19 protein-coding genes are annotated in these 19401 nt (G+C 38.6%); 4 read left to right on the top strand and 15 right to left on the bottom strand.

What is annotated here, in order from left to right:
- Positions 1-163 precede the first annotated feature (163 nt).
- The 11 genes from D0466_RS22770 to D0466_RS04085 form a co-directional block, all read right to left on the bottom strand.
- On the bottom strand, positions 164-319 hold the full coding sequence (locus tag D0466_RS22770) for a hypothetical protein (protein ID WP_233522524.1): 156 nt from the start codon (positions 317-319) through the stop codon (positions 164-166).
- Positions 320-857: 538 nt separating this feature from the next.
- Entirely contained in the window at positions 858-1022 is a 165-nt protein-coding gene (locus D0466_RS22075) for a hypothetical protein (protein ID WP_158555816.1), read from the bottom strand.
- A 353-nt stretch (positions 1023-1375) separates the two neighbouring features.
- Entirely contained in the window at positions 1376-1858 is a 483-nt protein-coding gene (locus D0466_RS04045; protein ID WP_158555817.1) for a flavin reductase family protein, read from the bottom strand.
- Between the two features lie 107 nt (positions 1859-1965).
- Positions 1966-2271, bottom strand: coding sequence for a hypothetical protein (locus D0466_RS04050; RefSeq protein ID WP_117321267.1), 306 nt, complete (start codon positions 2269-2271; stop codon positions 1966-1968).
- Positions 2272-2306: 35 nt separating this feature from the next.
- Entirely contained in the window at positions 2307-2681 is a 375-nt protein-coding gene (locus tag D0466_RS04055; RefSeq protein ID WP_117321268.1) for a riboflavin kinase, read from the bottom strand.
- Positions 2682-2683: 2 nt separating this feature from the next.
- Complete coding sequence (locus D0466_RS04060) at positions 2684-3244, bottom strand: NADPH-dependent FMN reductase (RefSeq protein ID WP_117321269.1); 561 nt, start codon at positions 3242-3244, stop codon at positions 2684-2686.
- 148 nt (positions 3245-3392) lie between these two features.
- Positions 3393-4148, bottom strand: coding sequence for an SDR family oxidoreductase (locus tag D0466_RS04065; protein WP_117321270.1), 756 nt, complete (start codon positions 4146-4148; stop codon positions 3393-3395).
- Positions 4149-4189: 41 nt separating this feature from the next.
- Complete coding sequence (locus D0466_RS04070) at positions 4190-4939, bottom strand: glucose 1-dehydrogenase (RefSeq protein ID WP_117321271.1); 750 nt, start codon at positions 4937-4939, stop codon at positions 4190-4192.
- A gap of 283 nt (positions 4940-5222) precedes the next feature.
- Positions 5223-6032: an alpha/beta fold hydrolase gene (locus tag D0466_RS04075; RefSeq protein WP_117321272.1), complete on the bottom strand. Its 810-nt coding sequence runs from the start codon at positions 6030-6032 to the stop codon at positions 5223-5225.
- 30 nt (positions 6033-6062) lie between these two features.
- Positions 6063-7307, bottom strand: a complete 1245-nt coding sequence (locus tag D0466_RS04080) for an LLM class flavin-dependent oxidoreductase (RefSeq protein ID WP_117321273.1) — start codon at positions 7305-7307, stop codon at positions 6063-6065.
- A 216-nt stretch (positions 7308-7523) separates the two neighbouring features.
- Positions 7524-8504: a VOC family protein gene (locus tag D0466_RS04085; RefSeq protein WP_117321274.1), complete on the bottom strand. Its 981-nt coding sequence runs from the start codon at positions 8502-8504 to the stop codon at positions 7524-7526.
- 444 nt (positions 8505-8948) lie between these two features.
- On the opposite strand from D0466_RS04085, the gene D0466_RS04090 reads away from it, so the two are divergent.
- The 3 genes from D0466_RS04090 (at position 8949) to D0466_RS04100 (ending at position 13271) form a co-directional block, all read left to right on the top strand.
- Complete coding sequence (locus D0466_RS04090; protein WP_117321275.1) at positions 8949-11783, top strand: BTAD domain-containing putative transcriptional regulator; 2835 nt, start codon at positions 8949-8951, stop codon at positions 11781-11783.
- Between the two features lie 148 nt (positions 11784-11931).
- Positions 11932-12606, top strand: a complete 675-nt coding sequence (locus D0466_RS04095; RefSeq protein WP_325048674.1) for a 3-oxoacid CoA-transferase subunit A — start codon at positions 11932-11934, stop codon at positions 12604-12606.
- Positions 12606-13271 (top strand): 3-oxoacid CoA-transferase subunit B, encoded by a 666-nt coding sequence (locus tag D0466_RS04100; RefSeq protein WP_117321277.1) that lies wholly within the window; start codon positions 12606-12608, stop codon positions 13269-13271. Before D0466_RS04095 ends, D0466_RS04100 begins: the two co-directional genes overlap by 1 nt.
- Before the next feature lie 75 nt (positions 13272-13346).
- Here the strand turns inward: D0466_RS04100 and D0466_RS04105 are convergent, their stop codons facing one another.
- From D0466_RS04105 to D0466_RS04120, 4 genes are all read right to left on the bottom strand, one after another.
- Entirely contained in the window at positions 13347-14117 is a 771-nt protein-coding gene (locus D0466_RS04105; protein WP_117321278.1) for a citryl-CoA lyase, read from the bottom strand.
- A gap of 32 nt (positions 14118-14149) precedes the next feature.
- Positions 14150-14833, bottom strand: a complete 684-nt coding sequence (locus D0466_RS04110; protein ID WP_117321279.1) for an alpha/beta hydrolase — start codon at positions 14831-14833, stop codon at positions 14150-14152.
- Positions 14834-15068: 235 nt separating this feature from the next.
- A complete protein-coding gene (locus D0466_RS04115; protein ID WP_117321280.1) occupies positions 15069-16172 on the bottom strand; it encodes a maleylacetate reductase in 1104 nt (367 codons plus the stop codon).
- Between the two features lie 151 nt (positions 16173-16323).
- Positions 16324-17208 (bottom strand): hypothetical protein, encoded by an 885-nt coding sequence (locus D0466_RS04120; protein ID WP_117321281.1) that lies wholly within the window; start codon positions 17206-17208, stop codon positions 16324-16326.
- Positions 17209-17541: 333 nt separating this feature from the next.
- Here D0466_RS04120 and D0466_RS04125 point away from each other — a divergent pair, with 333 nt between their 5' ends.
- A complete protein-coding gene (locus D0466_RS04125) occupies positions 17542-19320 on the top strand; it encodes a S9 family peptidase (protein ID WP_117321282.1) in 1779 nt (592 codons plus the stop codon).
- Positions 19321-19401 lie beyond the last annotated feature (81 nt).

The raw sequence follows: 19401 nt of genomic DNA on the forward strand, positions 1-19401 counted from the left end.
TAAGTATTTTTTAGGAAATTCAACCCCAACCACGTAAAATGAAGGACCAACAAACTGATATGTGTGGGTCCATGATTTCTGGATTTAAGTCCTTCTCCGTTTTGATGTCACCAAAAAAATTATCCTGGGCTTCGACCTTAAAGGTTTCTCCGGGTTTTACTATTTAAATGGGGTCAATATGCGCACCAAAGTCTTTTATAGTAGCAGTAGAACGATCGATTTTGAGACTAATATTCTTCATGAAAGCAACTTTTTTAAAAGTATTTGGTTTGTCCTTCTCTACGCTCTTTTTCACATCAGTTCTGCCCTTGCTACGCATTTTTAAAATCTAAAATTGGCTAATCGATATCCCCTCCCACGTAAACGCTACCATTTAGATTTAACATAATTTTTCATGGTTGAAGAGAATCTAAGACCCTCTATGTATAATTCAGGATTTGAAGGGCGAATTCCTGTTTTAACAGTGTCAATTATTTATTAAATTTTTCTTACGCTTAAATAAATAGATATCCCAGCCATAACAAGTATGAAAGATTAGTAAATCGAATACTACTATTTGTTGAAAAAAACACTCACCTTTATTGTCTCTCAACCACCGCATAGAAGATCTCATAAAATTCTCCCCATTAGCCCTATATATCATTAACTTCATTCGAAGTAGCCTGTTAGTAAAAAGAAATGGCGTAATCCCAGAAGGGGCCACGCCATATCCTTGTCTAAGCATATTTATAATGTAAATCTGAATCTGCCTCGTCATACTGCACAGCTCGCGCCAGTTCTGCTTCCATATGTTTATCGGAATATTGCTTCCCGTATTTGTTATCGAGATTTTTATATAGGACTGCCCTGAGAATTGCCTACACAAAGACAATAACCCATTCATATGGCCAAACAAGGCCTGATGGCATCCCTGGCATGTATAACACCGTAATTCCCAGGGCCATTAAAACAGCAATCCTTCCAGCCCTTACGAACCATAGGAAACAGCCGGCTATGGCTGGACCTGGAAACTTTGCAGTCAAGGTTATTACATTGTAAGGGCATAACAATTCATTACCCTTTGCTGTTAAGGCAAATGGGATGAAGTTAAAATCTATTTTAACTAAAAATTCAGAATTATCAAGGAATAATATTCGACAAATTGGGCAATTACCAAATTCAGAGAGGGCTGATACCTTCTCGAATTAATGTTTAAAATCACGTTTCGTAGTAAGCAAAGGAAACACTTGCTGAATCGATGATTAGATACCCGTTAAGGAATTTCTGGGAAAGAAGTAAAATAAAAAAGCGGTTGGAAAGGCCGCTTTATTTTCACAGGTTCTATTTTTCATGGAACCAAGAAGGGTTCCGGCGGTTGCTTTTATAAATGTAATTTTTATTTCACAACTGGGTTGTTCACGTGCTGGTACTTCCCTCTATAAAAAATTAAAGGTTCGCCACTGCCTATATTTCCACCCTTTGTCTCACCGATTAGAATGGTGTGGTCACCTCCATCATAGTGCTTGACTATATCACAATCAAAATATCCGATTACATCTTTTAAAATCGGCGATCCTGTTACATCTTCCTCATAACTGATCCCCTCAAATCGATCGATGTTTTTTGTTGAAAAACGTCTGGATATATCTTCTTGCTCAGACGATAAAATATTAACGGCAAAACTTTCAGCGTTCAAAAATTCTGTATATAGACTTGATTTTTTATCCACATTGATTATTACAAGAGGTGGATCCAAAGATAACGATGTGAATGAATTGGCTGTCATTCCAACTGGATGACCCTTTTCATTTTTTGTAGTGACAACGGTAACGCCGGTTGCAAAACTTCCTGAGATATCTCTGAATTTTCGCTGATCCACAATAATACCTCCTTATATTCACTTAAAAGATAGGAAAATATCAATTTAAACTCCCTATCCACCATTCCATTTGTCTATTAAACCTTTTTTATGAATTAGAGAAATCCTTACTGATTAACAGCAATTTTTGAAGGGTTATGCAAATCCAAAGCAGAAAAATATTCCTGCAATTTTACCGATAATCCTCCGCTTCCGAACTTCGGACGTAGTTTTTTTGGTTCCTTTGTTTCATTAAGGGATTCAAGAAAAAAAATAATAATTCTCCGGCGTTGTAATATATCCACTATTCCATTTTTGTAAAACCAGGAATCAATAGTGTTATAGATACCTCTATTCACTCCATATTTTTCATTACAAAGCTGGACAAATGAAAAATCAGTTAGATGAATGATTTCATCGGCATTTGAAGACATATTACTCCCCCTAACGAAAAAGTCATTCTCTATTCTCAACTTTCTACCATTAATCTTTTTCTCACGAATTCAATATCCTTCTTGATTTGTGACACTAGTTGATCTATAGAATCAAAGGAAGTTTCCTCCCTTATGAAAAAGAGATCATCAATCTTTAGTTCTTCTCCATAAATAGTTTGATGAAAATTAAAAATATGAACTTCATAATGGACTTGAAAGTCTGTTTTATTTATTGTCGGACGAACCCCTACATTCATGATGCCATCATATTGAACCTGTTTATGCCAAACTTTCACTCCATATACACCTTTTGTTAAGGATGGCTGTTCCGTATTAACAAAAATATTTGCTGTCGGAAATCCAATCGTCCGGCCAATCTGTTTACCCCTTATTACTTCACCCGTAATCATTATCAACTTATTTCTCCCACTGTCTCTGCAGATCCTTTTAATGCTGTTTGCATAAAAACAAGTTCTTTCGCTAAATTTTTTACACGCTCTAATACTTCCTCATCAACCAATTCATCTTGAAAGAAATGATTTTTATGAGCATAAACGTAACTGGGAGCCATATAAGCATGTAAATAACTTCCGATTGGTTTTAATTGGTTTTCAATAACCAAATAATGTAGATCACTTCCGCCTGTCGCAACAAACCCCATAATCTTATTACGGAAAACCTTTGGATCGACTAAGTCAATCAAGTTTTTAAGCACTCCTGTATAGGAACCCTGGAAAATCGGTGTGCCGATAATATAAACATCCGCCGACGAAATGAGATCAATTACTTTTTTTGTATCACCTTCATAAGCAGAAGGATCACGGCCGTCACAGAACTGCACGTCATATTCTTTCATGTCTAATAGTTCCGCTGTAATTTCTGGATGGATACTCTCTGCCTGTTCCAATACTTTTTTAACAACAGTAAGTGTTTTTGAACCAATTATTGTTCCTGAAATGCCGAGTAATTTCATTTCCATTCACTCCTGATACTTTTATAAACACTCAAGCTGTCAGCCCACCACTTACTAAATGTTAAAATCTCTAAATTAATAAAATTTAATAAAATGAAGAATAAAACGAAACTCCTCCTCCTTACGTAACAGGAGGTTTTCGAGCTTCTTAATGAGCTGTGTATCCACCATCGATAACAAATGTATGTCCAGCCGCATACGACGCTCCAGGGGAAGACAAGAATATTACCATTTCTGCAATTTCTTCAGGTTTTGCAGGACGTTGTATTGGAATCTGCCCAACTAATGCTTTGCTGAACTCTGGGTCTTCTAACCACCTCTGTGTCATGGGTGTTTGGACTAACCCCGGTGCAATTCCGTTTACTCTTATACCTTTTTGTGCATATTCTATTCCGGCGGCTTTTGTTAAACCAACGACCCCATGTTTTGCGGCAACATAAGGTGCCATGAAAGGATCAGCAATAAGACCAGCAACCGATGCTGTATTGACGATTGTACCCCCTCCAGATTTCTCCATAAATTCAATTTCATATTTCATTGCTAAGAATACACCTTTTAAATCTATAGCAATGGTATGATCAAAATCTTCCTCCGTCATTTCTACAAACGATTTCGTCGGAGGTAGAACACCGGCATTATTAAAGGCATGATGTAAGCCGCCAAACACCTTATTTGTATTTTCCACTAATAATTTTACTTGTGCCAAATTGGATACATCTGTCTTAAAAAATGCAGATTCTCCCCCCTCCCCTTCAATTAGTTGAACGGTTTCCTCTGCACGATGATCAATATCGCCAATAGCTACTTTTGCACCTCTCTTTGCAAATGCTAGTGCTGTAGCGCGGCCTATTCCGGTTGCTGCACCTGTAATTAGCACAACTTTACCTTCAAAATCTTTTGACACTTTTTCACCTACAATCTATAAAAATTTTTCTTTACGTGCCATTATTGAGCTGTATAGCCACCGTCAATAACCAATTCAGAACCAGTGGTGAAACTAGAATCATCGGAAGCTAAATAAACAGCTGCTTGACCAATTACATCTGGATCACCTAATTTATTCATGGGAACCATTGATAATATTTCATCAACATTCGGAACCAGATGAATCAACTCTGTATTTATGTAGCCAGGGTGTATAGAATTTACCCGAATATTGGTTTTTGTTTTAGATAAATGTAAGGCTGCTGCTTTCGTCAATAAACGAACGCCGCCTTTAGAAGCTGCATAAGCTAAAAGTTCCGGATCGCCAACCAGGCCGGCGATGGATGACATATTGATGATAGAACCTCCATTTCCTGCTTTAATCATAGCCTCAGCACCATATTTCGTTCCTAAAAAAGTTCCATCAAGGTTAATATTCAATACATTTTTCCATGATTCAAATGTAGTAGATTCTATATTGCCGTGAACACCAATTCCTGCATTATTAACTAGAATATCCAATTGGCCAAATTGTTCTAAAACGCTATTGGTAACTTCTTTCCATTTTTCTTCGTTCGTTACATCAAGATACAAGGAGGAAGCTGAACATCCTTCATTTTTGATCTCATTTGTTGTTTCTTCTAAATGTTTTTCGTTAATGTCAGTGAGAATAACATGTGCACCTTCTTTTCCAAAGGCTTTCGAGATCGCTTCTCCTAAACCTTGTGCTGCTCCGGTTACAAGTGCTATTTTTCCTGCTAACCTATTCATAATCACATACCTCTCTTTTGAAATTATCTGGATCTGGAATGAAAGATATTATTAACCTGAATTATTCTATTGCATTTTTATATGCGACGCCTTCCGATGATCATCGTATTGGAGCAGTTAAACATAACGGAAGACGTCTTTTTTGAATAGAAAGAGAGTTATTGTCCACATACGAGCAGAAAATAAACTTAGAATAGATTATTAGATTTACAGCAGTAAACATCTAAAGAATTAAATGTCTCTATATAAACTGCCTAATTTTATAATCGTGATTGGATTTTCATTATTTAGCAACAACTGATGAAGTAAGGAAATCTATAGTAGTGTTTAACACATCTTCTAATTTTTCTGCTTGAGGGTAATGTGAAGTGTTTTCAATAATAGTGACTCTTGATCCTGGAATTTTTCTATGAAACTCATATGCATAGTCAACCGGTATAATGGCGTCCTTATCTCCCCAGATGATGCAAGTGTTAGCCGTAAGTCTGTGAATTCTGCGGCTCAATCCTTTGTCAGGAATTGGCCACATATACCTGCCAGCTTCAGCTAACGAAGTTAAATTCTGGACTATTGCCTCAATTCTTTCCTCGGGATCTTCAGGCAGAGTCGAAAAAGCCTTTGCAGCATCAGAATTTACATCTACAAACATTTTTTCAAGTAAAACCTCTGGTGTGTTTACATATGAAAACACATCCAGCACAGGTGTTTCATCTATCCAGAGCCCTGCTGGACATATAAGGACCAAGTTCTTAACACGCTTCGGATCTGTTGAAGCTAATTCTGAAGCAAGCATGCCGCCAAATGAGTGGCCAATAACATCAACACTTTCCAGTCCCAGGGCGTCGAATAGCTCATAGTAATAGAGTACTAATTCCCACCAGCCCTGAAGCTCTTCATTACCTGTGGAACCGCCTGTCCCAGGAATAAATGGAGCATATACCTTAAAATGCTTGGACAACTCTTCCATATAAGGGTCCCAATTATTCCCTCCGGCTCCATGAAGAAACACAACAGGTCGTCCTTCGCCCTTAACGAGAACCTTAGCTGTTATATTTTCTCTTACCGAGACTGTTTCTATTTTTGGTGCAGACATTATGCTTTCCTCCTTAAAGGTAAAGTGTATTTATTTAACAGTTTCTTTATTGTTACTATTTAATTGAACTTCAGGCCAATTGGTAACAGGCCATTGATCATCCCACATATCACGCAGATATGGAATGACTTCTTTCGCCATCAATTCGATATTTTTCAGGGCTAAATGCTGTGGCATAGATCCATGATTTAACATTGCTATGATGTTTCCAACGTGCAAATTTTTAGCTGCTTCTCTTAGCTGCTCTCGAACACTTGCAGGTGAACCTGCAACTATAAACCCTTGATCAATAAGCTGCTGCCAGCTCAAACCTTTTCGCAATTGTGCTCCGGCTCCTTCTGAACCGTATTGGCTCTTCATACCGTGTGCTACGCTCCTTGCAGATCGATATCCCGGTGCTTCCGCATATCTCGGTGAAACATGGAATGATTTTTCGAAGAAGTAATTAATATGCTCTTCATATTCTTCCTGAGCTTTCGCGTCTGTCTCGGAAATACAAATCATTTGGACAAAAGCAGCTTTATATGGGTTCATGTCATACCCTTTTTCCTGGCGTCTTGCCCAGAATTTATCAAATTTGTCCTTGGCAAACTTATGACCATAAAAGCTTAGGTACGAATATTGATAATCATTTTCTGCAACCCAATCCCAAGTCTCAAGACTCGCTGCGCCGCCTGGGATCCAAATCGGCGGATGCGGACTTTGTTGTGTACGCGGCCAAACATTGACATAACGAAGTTGATTAAACTTGCCATTAAAGTGGAAAACCTCATCCGTTGTCCACGCTTTTTTAATTAAGTCATGCGCCTCATAATACCGCGGCCTTAATTCAGCCGGTGAAATACCATAGGCATAGTTGGTATCCATCGATGTTCCGACAGGGAAGCCTGCAATTAAACGACCGCCAGTTATGACGTCCAGCATGCCCAGTTCTTCTGCTACACGGATTGGCGGATTATAAAGTGCCAAACTATTTCCTAAGATGACAAGGCAGGCTTTTTCAGAATCTTTAACTTTTCTTGCTATTGTTGCTGCCATAACATTAGGGGAAGGCATTAACCCATAACCATTGCTGTGATGCTCATTTACCCCGACTGCATCAAAACCTAAATCAATAGCAAGTTCATATTGGTCAATATAATCGTTGTACATTTCATGCCCTTTTTCAGGATCATATAAAGTTCTTGGAATAGAAATGAAAACGCTTTCATAGTCTTTTTCAAAGTTCTTGGGTAAATCACGATACGGCATTAGATTCATATAAACAAATTTCACTGTATTTCCCTCCTCAATCTAAATTTTCAATATATTTTCACCCATATTTCCTAGCCAAATCTACCTGCTGTTACTAAAAGACAATAGAGCTATGCAGTGAATCCCTAAATCGTTTAGGTTAGCAAATTTATACCGTAGGGACGGAACACCAACTCGAACATTACCAGGTTCACTACATAAGCTCGTCTTCTACTTTTTATGAAGATTGCAGGTTTCTTATTTTACCTTTGCAATTTGTGGATTCACAACTGGCTCTAGATAATTAAAAATCTGTTCCTTTTCGTCAAGCTTCCAAGGTGGCAGCATTAAAGTAGACCCTAAATCTTGTTCCGCTTCATCAATTGCCAGTCCAATATCGGAAGTTGTGAATTCACACAGGATTCCGCCTGGTGATCGTACATAGCAGGAATGGAAGTAATGACGGTCCTTAATATCTGAAATATCTGTGTAGCCAATACCTGAAATATGGTGCCTGATCTTTTTCAATTCCTCGTCCGTATCAACTGCAAATGCAACGTGGTGCACAATTCCGGCTCCATTAATCCAGCTGCCTTGAGGAACATCAGGCTCATGCTTAAAGATGACGGTTCTTGCAGCTCCACCTTCATTAAGTTCCAATTGATAGTATGGACCTTCTTGACCTTTTAATCTGAATCCTAAAACATCCGTAAAGAAACGCATTTGTTCATCGACTTCACGGATGGACATCGTTACACTGTGGAATCCTCGTACAGCAACTGATTCTGAAATTTCATCAGTTTCAAAACAATCACGTTTATCGTTGCCATCTTCTACCAGCTCAAATTCCAATCCGCATGGGTGGAAGAACGAAAGACGTTTTTGGCCAAATCTTTCCTCGATTGCACCATGCCTAATATTTTTGGTTTCAAAACGGTTCAGCCAAAAATCTAATGAACCTTCCGGAACCGTATAACCAGTAATCTTTACTTGCCCTGATCCTCTACGTCCATAAACTCCAGCTTGCTTATATGGAAATGATGTCATTACTGTGCCGATTTCTGCTTTTCGGTTCCCATAATACAAATGATAAATTGGAACATCGCCATCCATTAGAACTGTCTGCTTAACAAACCGCTGCCCAACAATAGTCGCAAAAAAGTCTACGTCTTCTTGAGCCCCTTCCACCCCAGCAGTTACGTGATGAATACCATGAATAATGCTACTTAGATTTTCCATACCTTCTCCTCCTCCTTTTTTTCCGGGATTTATAACTGCGTGTTGTAAATCCGTAACAAAACCTTAAATCACACAACTAACTGGCTGATTACAAATTACTTACAATTCTGAATTTTTTAATATTTTTGCACAAAACGCTTTACTGATGCTGATTCAAAGACAAGAATTATATGAATGGAACATGAATTTTTTACTTTTGATAGCTTCCATATTGTAAAAAATAAATTTTTTTATGAAAAAGTTTCTGAATGTTTTGTAAGTTCGATAAATCTTTCTTGACTACTTACAAACATGCTTTTATTATGTAAACATGTACATAGGTATTTAGTGCTTAACAGTTTACTATTAAGCAAGATTACTAAAAATATTTATGTTGTTTCCATAATAATGAATGCGCTTACAGAAATTTTGAGGACTCACTTACAACTATAAAGGAGGGGTAATGTGGAAATATATGAGTCCAAATTGAGAGTTCCCTATGTGACACCATATCTAATCAGGGAGCGGCTTTTTTCTTTTATCGAAAAGCATCTGGATCGATCACTAATATGTATAACCAGCGATGGCGGATATGGTAAAACCACGCTAGTCTCGAGTTTTATCAAGGAACATAATGTCCCATCCATTTGGTACCAACTTTCGCAGTTAGACCGCGATCCCCACACATTTCTTTCCTACTTCAAAACTGCTCTTTTAAGACATATTTCAGGGGAACAAAAAGTCTACGATATTTCAAAAGAAAGACTGGATTCTGAACTAACTAGCATATCCTCCATTCTATCAACGTGGCAAGAAAATTTGGTGATCGTTCTAGACAACTACCAGTCTATTAATGATTGTGAAGAAATTGAATCCATGTTAAAAACACTGATTAAGCATGTTTCCCCACATATAACGTTCATCATTACAAGCCGCACCCGACCTAATTTAGAGCTTGTTCAATTAAAGCTCCAAAATCGCTTGGTTGAATTGAAAACTCATCACTTGGCATTCACAAAGGAAGAAATCGAACAGTTTTTTGTCCACTTGCACCATATAGATCTCCAAAATCATGAAATTGAGTTGATTTTAAATAAAACGGAAGGCTGGGCAGCGAGTTTACAGCTTCTGCAAGATTTAATAAAAGATATGAATGAGTCAGACCGTCCTTTATTTTGGCTTAAATTTAGAGGAACACCTGAAATTTATGATTATTTAGGATCTGAAATTCTTGCTTCCCAGTCGGAAGAAATTAAATCTTTTCTTTATAAAACCTGCTTATTTGCCGAGCTAAATGCAGATATTATTAATCAATATCTGGAAATCACAAATTCAGATCAAATCCTTACACATTTACTAGAAAACCATCTATTTATTTATAAGAATGAATTTGGAACAATAAAATATCATACGATTTTTCGTTCATTCCTATACAAAGAGTTATCAGGATGTTTATCAAAATCAGAAATATACAACCTTCATAGGCAGATTTCCTTTATTTATGAACAAAGAAGAGAACATTTTCCTGCCTTTGCCCATTCACTTGCCGGCAAGCATTTCCTGCTTGCAGCAAAACTGATGGCTAATATGAGGAGACAATATGACTCCTCCCTGTTTTTAACCCTTATAGATGAACTGCTTGAAGAGATTTCACCTGAAGGTTTTTCAGCAGCAAGTACCATTTTATATCTGATTAAAGGCATGCCCCAGGAAATTAATAAAGATTTAATCAAGCCTTTAAGAAATAAAATCAATCAGACCAAAAAAACCAATTCCTTATTGCTTGCAGACCTTCAACATATGCTGGGAGGGGTGTATTTTTATACCGGGGATATCAATAAAGCTGAACAACTTTGCGGTGATTCTCTTGATCATTCAATAAAAAATAAAGATCACGAATTAATATCGATTAACCTTTCCCTTAAAGCTTTGATATCCTGGCATAAAGGAAGATTTGATCATGCGATTCAATTTGCAAAGCGGGCGTTATCCCATCCGGAGAATGGCAACTTCCACCACCACCATATGGCTACATGGATTCTTGCAGAAGTTTATTTGGATCAAAACAAGCTGTCAAAAGGTGAATCCTTATTATCAGAAACACTTAAGCTTTCCGGACAGCGCTACGATGGTTCAATTATTTATCCTTATTGTTCCATGGGAAAGTATTACCGAATAAAGGGCAAATATGAAGAATCCTTGGAGTGGATAACAAAAGCTGAGTCACTAGGGCTTGAGTTCAATATAGAATATGATATGGGCTGGATCTATTATGAGCTTGCTTTAACGTACTATAAATCAAAAGATTTAACGAAAGCTGAATTTTATTCATCTAAAGCTCTCACATATCTGGCAAACTCGGATCATATGAAATGTCATGTGAAAATGCTGCAGATACAAGTTTATAAAGAATTAGGTAATGAAACGTTGGCCGCAGATATACAAAACCAGCTTGAAATGATCGTAAAGAAAAAGAATTTCTTCTGGTTAAAACAAGAAACGAAAACCAAAGACACCAGTCAAGTAATCATTGAAGAGAAAAAGGACAAAGGATTTAAACTATTCCTGTATACACTGGGGAATTTTGAAATAAAATATGAGGATCAAACTATATCTTTAAAAAGAAAGTCGAGTTTACAGATTCTACAATTTTTTATAGCTAATCGCAACAAAAAAATGAATAAAGAAAGTCTTATAGATCAAGTATTTCCGGAAGTTCCATTTAAATCAGTCAAAAATCAATTCTATGTTTCTCTATCCGACTTAAGGAAATCCATCGAGCCAAACCTTAAGACAAAAAAGGATTCATCATTTATTAAACGAAACATGGATCATTATTCATTTTGCCTGGATCATGTTTATCTGGATGCTGATGAATTCACCCAGCTTATTGAACGAAAGAATGGTACAACAAAAATGGAGCGAATAAACCAATTAACAAAAGCTGAAAAATTGTACAGAGGGGATTTTTTTGAAGGATACCCTTATCATGAATTCCTGGAAGAAGAAAGAGAGAGATTACGTAACCTTTATTTATCTGTACTGCAAGAAATAGGCGACTATTACTGGCAAAACAAGAATTATAAGATAGGAATCGAATATTATGAAAAGGTTTTAAAAAAAGAACCGTATGATGAAACCATCTATGTTGACTATATAGAACATTTACTACGTGGAAATCTCTTTTTACAGGCAAAAAAGGTATCAGCGCAATATAAAAACTCGATCGAGAACGAACTTGGAATACCGGTTGATGAAAAACTGCAAACGATTTTTCAAAAATATACCCAGTATCTTTAAAAAAGAACGCTAACACTTATTCAGCAGGATTTGTTTTAACTCCTTCTCTGTTGAAAGAAGTGTTGGCGTTATTTTTGACTATGTTTGATTGTAAGAATTTTGTAAGCATGATGAATTATCATATGATTACATTTTAAAAAAGGGACTGGTGAAGTTGATTAATAAAATATATGATTCGATGGATGCAGCAGTCGCAGACATATCTGATGGAAGCTCCATTTTGTTTGGTGGATTTGGCGGTGCAGGAGTTGCGTATGAATTGATTTTGGCACTGCACAGACAGGGTGCAAAAAATATTTCTGCAGTGAGCAATAACCCAGGGTACCATGAAGAAGGCATAGCAAAATTGATTGCATATGACCGCATATCTAAACTAACCTGTTCATTTCCCAATGCGAAAGATAGTTATGTTTTTCGACAAAAATTTGAAGAAGGCAAGATAGATTTAGAATTAGTTCCACAGGGCACCCTCGCTGAACGGATCAGGGCTGGCGGATCAGGGATTGAAGCTTTTTTCACCCCTACCGGTGTTGGGACGGAAATTGCTGCCGGCAAGGAAGAAAGGGAGTTTAACGGGATACCTTGCATCCTCGAAAAAGCTATACGAGGTGACTATGCTTTCATTAAAGCCAAGAAAGCTGATCGCTGGGGCAATCTTGTTTATAACAAATCGGGCCGTAACTTTAATCCGGCGATGGCCATGGCAGGTAAAATCACCATTGCGGAAGTTGATGAGATTGTGGAAGTCGGGGAACTGGATCCAGAGACCATTGTTACACCCGGTATTTTTGTTCAACGTGTGGTGAAAAGGAGTGGATTATAATGGATAAACGCTTATTGACAAGAGAACAAATTGCAAAACGTATTGCAAATGACCTTCAAAGCGGTGACATCGTTAACATAGGTATCGGGATACCTGTGCTGGTCAGTAATTATGTTGGGCCCGATGCTGAAATCATCTACCACAGCGAGCAAGGGGTCTTGGGCATGGGCAAAAAAGCGAAACCTGGGGAAGAAGACCCTGATTTGGTGAATGCCTCAAAAGAACCTGTTACACTCGTTCCTGGCGGCAGCTACTCTCATTCCGCAGATTCTTTTGCAATGGCCCGCGGCAAGCATATTGACGTTGCAATATTAGGTGGTATGCAAGTTTCAGAAAAAGGAGACCTCGCAAACTGGAAAGTGAAGGGTGTAAAACTTGGAAGCATAGGCGGTGCCATGGATATAGCCAATGGAGCTAAAAAGGTTTTCATTGCCATGACACATACCAGTAAAAATGGTGATATAAAAATCGTGAAAGAACTGGATTTTCCTGTTACTGCCCTGCGTTGCGTTAACCGCATTTATACGGACATGGCAGTCATTGAGGTGCAAAGAGATGGATTAGTATTAAAGGAGATTGCATCTGGATTTAGTGTTGAAGACGTACAAAAAGTAACAGAACCAAAGTTGATCATAGATGAAGACTTAAAAGAGATTCAAGTCTAGCAGAATTTGCTCGTCTATGTGAAAAAACAGGCCATTCTCCTAAAAATGGGAGGATGGCCTGTTTTTTTCATATGATTAACCTCTATAATCTGTGTTGTCTTCAACGTATTTAAATACTTGCTGTGCAATGCTATCCTTTCGGCCCCTCTCCATATCTTCAACTAGATGGGCCACCAGCCCTACCGCCCTGGAAGCAACCGCGAATGACTTTACGATACGATAATCCATTCCCATATCAGACATAATGGCACCAATTGCACCGACGACATTCAGCGTGATTTTTTTCCCCTTTGATTCACAAAATTGTCTGTGCATTTCTAATAAAAGTAAAGAATGTTTACCAAGGAATCCTGTTTCCTCAGCAATTTGAAATAATTTTCCGGTACGCGGGTCCACTACTTTATGAATATGGTGTCCCAACCCGGGAAGCTGAAGGCCTTTTTCTTTTCTGTCTTTGATAATGGTGGATGCCAGCTCTTCTGTGCTTCTTTCATCTCCATATTCTGCATACGCTTTTTGGAGCATTTCGGCTACATATTCCATCGCGCCAAAATATACCGTCCCTGCTCCAAGCAAACCTGCCGCTACTGCTGCCTGTACTGCTTCCGGAGCTCCCAAATATGTTAATCGTGTTGAAAGGGAACTAGGCGTAAAACCGTGTTCGCATATCGCAACCAGAATGGCATTTAACATCTTTGACTCATTTTCAGTCGGTATACGGTGCTTTGCACCAAGAAACGCCATATCAGCAAGTGTGATGTTCCCTATCAATTCCTCAGCCAGATCGTACCCATGGACCTGTATATTATCTTCGGTTGATTTACCAATTCTTGTTTGAAACTGCATATGTTATTCCTCCCTGCTATTCTATTAAACTTCTAATCGTTTAAATTTTTGCTCCCCATAAGCATGCTGTTGTCGCTTTCCGCATTGATTATCCCTTTAAGCAGCGAGCGGGCGGCATCAATCTCATCATCATTTACCAGGTGCCCCATGCCTTTGTAAATTCGTTTATCAGTCTGAGCTCCCCTCTTGATGAAAATGGCTTCCGTTTCATGTACACGCTCTACCGGTATCCACTCATCTTCATCACTAGTGCCCAAAAAAACAGATGTACCTTCGAATGACCCTCTATCAGCCCATTTTGTACCTTCCGGCCCTATCAATGCCCCTGTAAAGATTAATAGCCCGCCGTATCTTTCAGGATTCCTGATTGCATATTCCGCCGCCAGGCATGCGCCCTGTGAAAAACCCATTAACACAATTTTCTCTGTTGGAACACCGTTTTCTGTCCATTGTTGCAATTGTCTTCTGCAGACCTCCAACGAATAGGTTAAAAAGGGTTCATTTTTTTCAATTGGTTCCATAAATCTTTCAGGATACCAGCTATTTTGAAAAGCCTGGGGGGCAGCATAATGTACCCCGTCAAGCCCGATGCGATCCGCAATTTCCAGAATGATGTCCGGAGAATGATTTCTTCCATGAAGGGAAAGAACAAAAGCCTTTGCCTCTGAAATTCCTGCGCCATGATATTTTGTCTGCTCTTGCATGTGTACATTCATAGTTTCACCTCCAAAGTATGCATTTTAAGATAATGACAGTTTACTCTATTCATCTTACAGATTTCTTACAATATGTAAGGCCTAACAAAGAAAACACTTTTTTGCTATCAATGCGGGACCATTTTGTATGGTAATTTAGGATTTTCTCTTTCCCACCATCCAGCTCATAGCAAAAAACCTGTTTTTTCGCATAACGTTGAAAAAACAGGATGTTTTAAAACAAACTGTCAGGCTCCTATTGTATTTGTTTCTCAGTATCTACAAAAAAATTTCCCGGTTCTGGACGTTTCCCTTGGTAGGCATACTGGAGCAACTGTCGAATTAAGCTTTTATCTATCGGTCGTGGATTATAATAAGTATTGATGATAGCCAGTTCCGCCGCTTGATCCAAATCGTGCTCTTTTAAACCCAGATCTGCTAAAGACATTGGGATTCCTAAAGCCAAGGCAAGATCAAAAAGCGATCCCGCGACATCTTCTTCTTTTGAACCAATTGCCCTTGCCATTATTTCTGTTGCTTCAGGTATGTGGCTGAAATTGTACCAAATGACATATGGCAGCACCACCGAATGGGTTTCTGCATGTGGAAGGCCAAAACTCCCACCTAAGATATGACATAATTTATGATGCAGAGCCATACCGACAGAACCTAAAACCGTTCCACCTAACCAACTTCCGTACAGCGCTTCAGAACGTATTTCCAGATCACTCGGATTTTCCAAAATTCTTGGCAAAATTGCGAAAAGAGTCCGTATCCCTTCTTCCGCGATTAGTGTGATAACCGGGTTTGAATTTCTTGTATACAATCCCTCCACACAGTGGGCAATGGCGTTCATACCGCTTGTAACTGAAATGTGTTTCGGTAAACCAGTGGTTAATACAGGATCATAAATAACAACTTGCGGCTTAACGATTGGATCATTCCCCGTTTTCTTTTGGCCCTTTTCCGTAATACCCCAAATCGGAGTCATTTCAGATCCTGAATAAGTTGTTGGGATGGCAATAATTGGAATGGCACTTTGCAGCGAAATGGCCTTGGCAAGACCAATAGCAGAACCGCCCCCTATGGCAATTAGGGAATCTGCCTTAACCTTATCTACAATCTCAAGACAGTTTTCCACAGTTTCGATAGGAACATGCTGAACAGCATCCGGGAAAATGCCTACTGATGAATCACCAAGCAGATCATCAATTTTCTTAGCAATATCCAACCTTCCGGGGGTGCTTATTACCAATGCTTTTTTTGATTTCAGAGCTTCAACTTCTGCTTTTATGTTATTTATTGAATCGGCACCGAATACCACTCTGCAATTGTATGAATCATAATTAAAAGGTTTCATAAATTCATCCTCCCGCGTATATGTCGATAAAATTTACCAGAGAATAAAATTTTATATAGCAAAGCTTACAAGAGGCTTACAAATGATGAAAAAGTAAAAAACCACTAAAAAATAAAGGTAAGTCAAATGTAAATTGACTTACCTTTATCGCTTATTTTATAGAACTAAGTTCATAAACATAATGGTCTGATTCATATGCTTCATGGTATAACTCGTATTTTATTTCACCGATTCCTTTAACATAGTAATAATTACCTAACCGAACATCATCTGGATTCCCTGCTTGTCTATGTTGAACATGTACTACATTTTTAAATGTGCCTGCAGGTGTTTTTACGGTCGCATTAGTGCTAAGAATTTTAACTCGGTTTCCTCCTGACACCCAGGATTGCCCTTTTACTACCGGATAGGCCAATACCACTTCTGGATAATCAAATGCATCAGGGTTTGCATTATTTGGAGTCCACATTGTATACCTTGTTACACTGTTGCTGAATCTGTGATAGTAAATATAGTCAACAACGCCTTCTCTTGGATTCAAAGCAGTCACTTTCCACTGTTGATTTGTACTCGATTTTTTGTAAGGCTTATAAACGTCATATTCCGGGGTATCGGAATACCATTTAAACTGGAAGGTGTATGTTTTTTGGGGATTCCAAAATACATAATCAGCATAAGCATTCGATAGTGAAAATGGTACCTTCTCGTACTTAATGTTTTTTGATTTATTTATCCAATAACCAGTGGACAGATAAAATTTCGTTTTATCTGTTTTGGTAATCCCAACCACTTTTCCCTTGCTAAGCTTTCCATACCCTTTTGGCTTATTTTTAACAGTCTTATATTGAGTTACCGGTTTTACAATTGTGACACGCCCAATCATACTCTTTTTGTACTCCAATTTATTCCACATCACTTTTTTTATGGACGGAGATATTTTGGGATCGATCGGTTTTGCCGCTGCATGAGAGATAGAAGAAAACGATAGAGTGAAAAATAAAACCATTACCATACTAATGAGCATTCTTTTATTCATGGGTGTCCCTCCTGATAGTTGTATACATTATATCGGACTCAATTCATGAAATTTTTACCAAGAATTAACCCAAAGTTACCTTATTTTGTTTTTTCATTACCCATTGTTAAAGTCTCAAAATATGTACTTCAAAAGCTAAATTCCCCCAAATCATTGTCATAGAGCATTTCGTGTGTGAAAACCTCTTTTCCTCCATTTTCCGAGAACGATTTTTTTCATAGGATTTGCTGTTGATCAATATATTGTTTTGACAGTATTAGCACAGGAAGCTTTTTCGTACTCCGCGGTCGGCGAGGTTCCTGCTTCTGATTTTAAAAGCAAAGGAGAAATAAAATGCGCCCAATTGCAATGAACTCCAATTTACATGCCGGTACTGTAAAAGAAATTGTCCATCATGGGAAAGATCAATTAATATATACCGCTGACTTTACCGGCTTGACTCAATTATGGCAAGCAAAGCCTGGAACACGGGGGTCGGAACAAACTTCCTTTACAGAAGACAGAATAACATTTGCAACATATATTAAACATAAGTCCATTTTTATTATCGGCATGGATTTTGCTGGTAATGAAAGACATCAATTGTATGTCTTAACGCTTGATGGGACACTCCTTCCACTAACAAACGCACCTGAACATACCCATATATACGGAGGGAGTTCTCCAGATGGAAACTGGATTGCCTGGTCAAGCGATCGCCGCCACCCTGAATTTCTTGACATTTATATCCAGAATCTAAACACCTTTGATATTTATCCGGCGTTTATCGGCTACGGGTCATACACATCTCTTAAGTGGTCGCCTGATGGCTATTCTTTATTGATCAAGAGAACAAATACAAGCACGGATAATGATCTGGGGCTGCTCCAGATCGGAACCGGACAAGTAAGCTGGCTGACCCAACATTCAGGTGAAGCGAGCTTTAAAGACCCACACTTCAGCTCGGATGGGAATCACCTGTTCCTTTTAACAAATAAAGATCGGGAATTTTTCGGGCTTGCCTCCCTTAATTTTTTAAATAAAAATCTCACATGGCTGCTGCAGGAACAATGGGACCTGGAAGAATTAACTATAAACAAGGGAAAAAATAAGCTGGCGTTCAGCATAAATGAAAGGGGAATTTCAAGGGGCATGGTTGCCGATTTGGAACAGAATGCCCTTTTCACGTGGAAAACTCCTATGGGTGTAATAGCCAATTTGGTTTTTTCAGAGGATGACCAAAATATAGCGTTTATATTTAGTGGCCCGGCCCATCCTCCAGACATTTGGCATGTGGATCTCCATACGATGCAGGCACAGGAGAAACACACAACCACTGTCGGGGAATTGGCTGGTCATTTAATTGAACCCTTTTTTATCTCCTATCGATCGTTTGACAACCTGGACATTCCTGCCCTTTATTATCAGCCTAAAAACACGGCTTACAAACTGCCCGTTGTTATTTATCTCCACGGTGGCCCTGAAACACAAAGCAGGCCAGAATTTAATCCATTGCTTCAACATTTATTAAGCCAAGGCTATGCCATATGCACACCCAATGTCCGTGGCAGCACAGGCTATGGAAAAACATATTCCCATCTTGATGACGCCAGGAGACGGATGGACTCTGTGAAGGATCTTGTGTGGCTGGTTCAATGGCTAATAACAGCTGAAAATGTGGATCCGAAAAAAATTGCCCTCATAGGCGGGAGTTATGGCGGATTTATGGTACTGTCAGCTATTACCCATTATCCCGATTTCTGGTCCGCAGCCATTGATATCAGCGGAATTTCAAGCATTAAAGCTTTCCTTCAACATACCAGTCCCTGGCGACGGAAACAGCGGGAAGCCGAATATGGGACGGTTGAACGGGACGCCGAATTTTTCGATAGGATCGATCCCATTCATTACACAGAAAGAATCACCGCTCCACTGATGGTAATCCATGGTGCCACAGATCCCCGAGTCCCGATTGAAGAATCAGAACAATTAGTCAACAGGTTAAGATCCCGGGGTCACCCTGTGCGGTATATACGTTTTGAGGACGAAGGGCATTCCCTTGCCAAAAGGGTAAATAGGAGGGTTGCATATAGTGCAATCGTCGATTTTCTGAACCGGAACAATGGACTTTAGATCCTTTTTCTTCTGTAAAAAAAGCCTGATCTAAAGAATAATTTTAACTAAATTTTCATCTGTTTCTTTCATTTTTTTCAT

It is taken from the genome of Peribacillus glennii, assembly GCF_003429105.1.
In the GTDB taxonomy this organism is placed as follows: Bacteria; Bacillota; Bacilli; order Bacillales; family DSM-1321; genus Peribacillus; species Peribacillus glennii.

What these genes read in the sequence shown, in the direction of transcription:
- D0466_RS22770 (WP_233522524.1), bottom strand. Translation starts at nt 319, where the DNA reads ATGCGTAGCAAGGGCAGAACTGATGTGAAAAAGAGCGTAGAGAAGGAC.
- D0466_RS04050 (WP_117321267.1), bottom strand. Translation starts at nt 2,271, where the DNA reads ATGTCTTCAAATGCCGATGAAATCATTCATCTAACTGATTTTTCATTT.
- D0466_RS04055 (WP_117321268.1), bottom strand. Translation starts at nt 2,681, where the DNA reads ATGATTACGGGTGAAGTAATAAGGGGTAAACAGATTGGCCGGACGATT.
- D0466_RS04060 (WP_117321269.1), bottom strand. Translation starts at nt 3,244, where the DNA reads ATGAAATTACTCGGCATTTCAGGAACAATAATTGGTTCAAAAACACTT.
- D0466_RS04070 (WP_117321271.1), bottom strand. Translation starts at nt 4,939, where the DNA reads ATGAATAGGTTAGCAGGAAAAATAGCACTTGTAACCGGAGCAGCACAA.
- D0466_RS04075 (WP_117321272.1), bottom strand. Translation starts at nt 6,032, where the DNA reads ATGTCTGCACCAAAAATAGAAACAGTCTCGGTAAGAGAAAATATAACA.
- D0466_RS04085 (WP_117321274.1), bottom strand. Translation starts at nt 8,504, where the DNA reads ATGGAAAATCTAAGTAGCATTATTCATGGTATTCATCACGTAACTGCT.
- D0466_RS04100 (WP_117321277.1), top strand. Translation starts at nt 12,606, where the DNA reads ATGGATAAACGCTTATTGACAAGAGAACAAATTGCAAAACGTATTGCA.
- D0466_RS04105 (WP_117321278.1), bottom strand. Translation starts at nt 14,117, where the DNA reads ATGCAGTTTCAAACAAGAATTGGTAAATCAACCGAAGATAATATACAG.
- D0466_RS04110 (WP_117321279.1), bottom strand. Translation starts at nt 14,833, where the DNA reads ATGAATGTACACATGCAAGAGCAGACAAAATATCATGGCGCAGGAATT.
- D0466_RS04115 (WP_117321280.1), bottom strand. Translation starts at nt 16,172, where the DNA reads ATGAAACCTTTTAATTATGATTCATACAATTGCAGAGTGGTATTCGGT.
- D0466_RS04120 (WP_117321281.1), bottom strand. Translation starts at nt 17,208, where the DNA reads ATGAATAAAAGAATGCTCATTAGTATGGTAATGGTTTTATTTTTCACT.
- D0466_RS04125 (WP_117321282.1), top strand. Translation starts at nt 17,542, where the DNA reads ATGCGCCCAATTGCAATGAACTCCAATTTACATGCCGGTACTGTAAAA.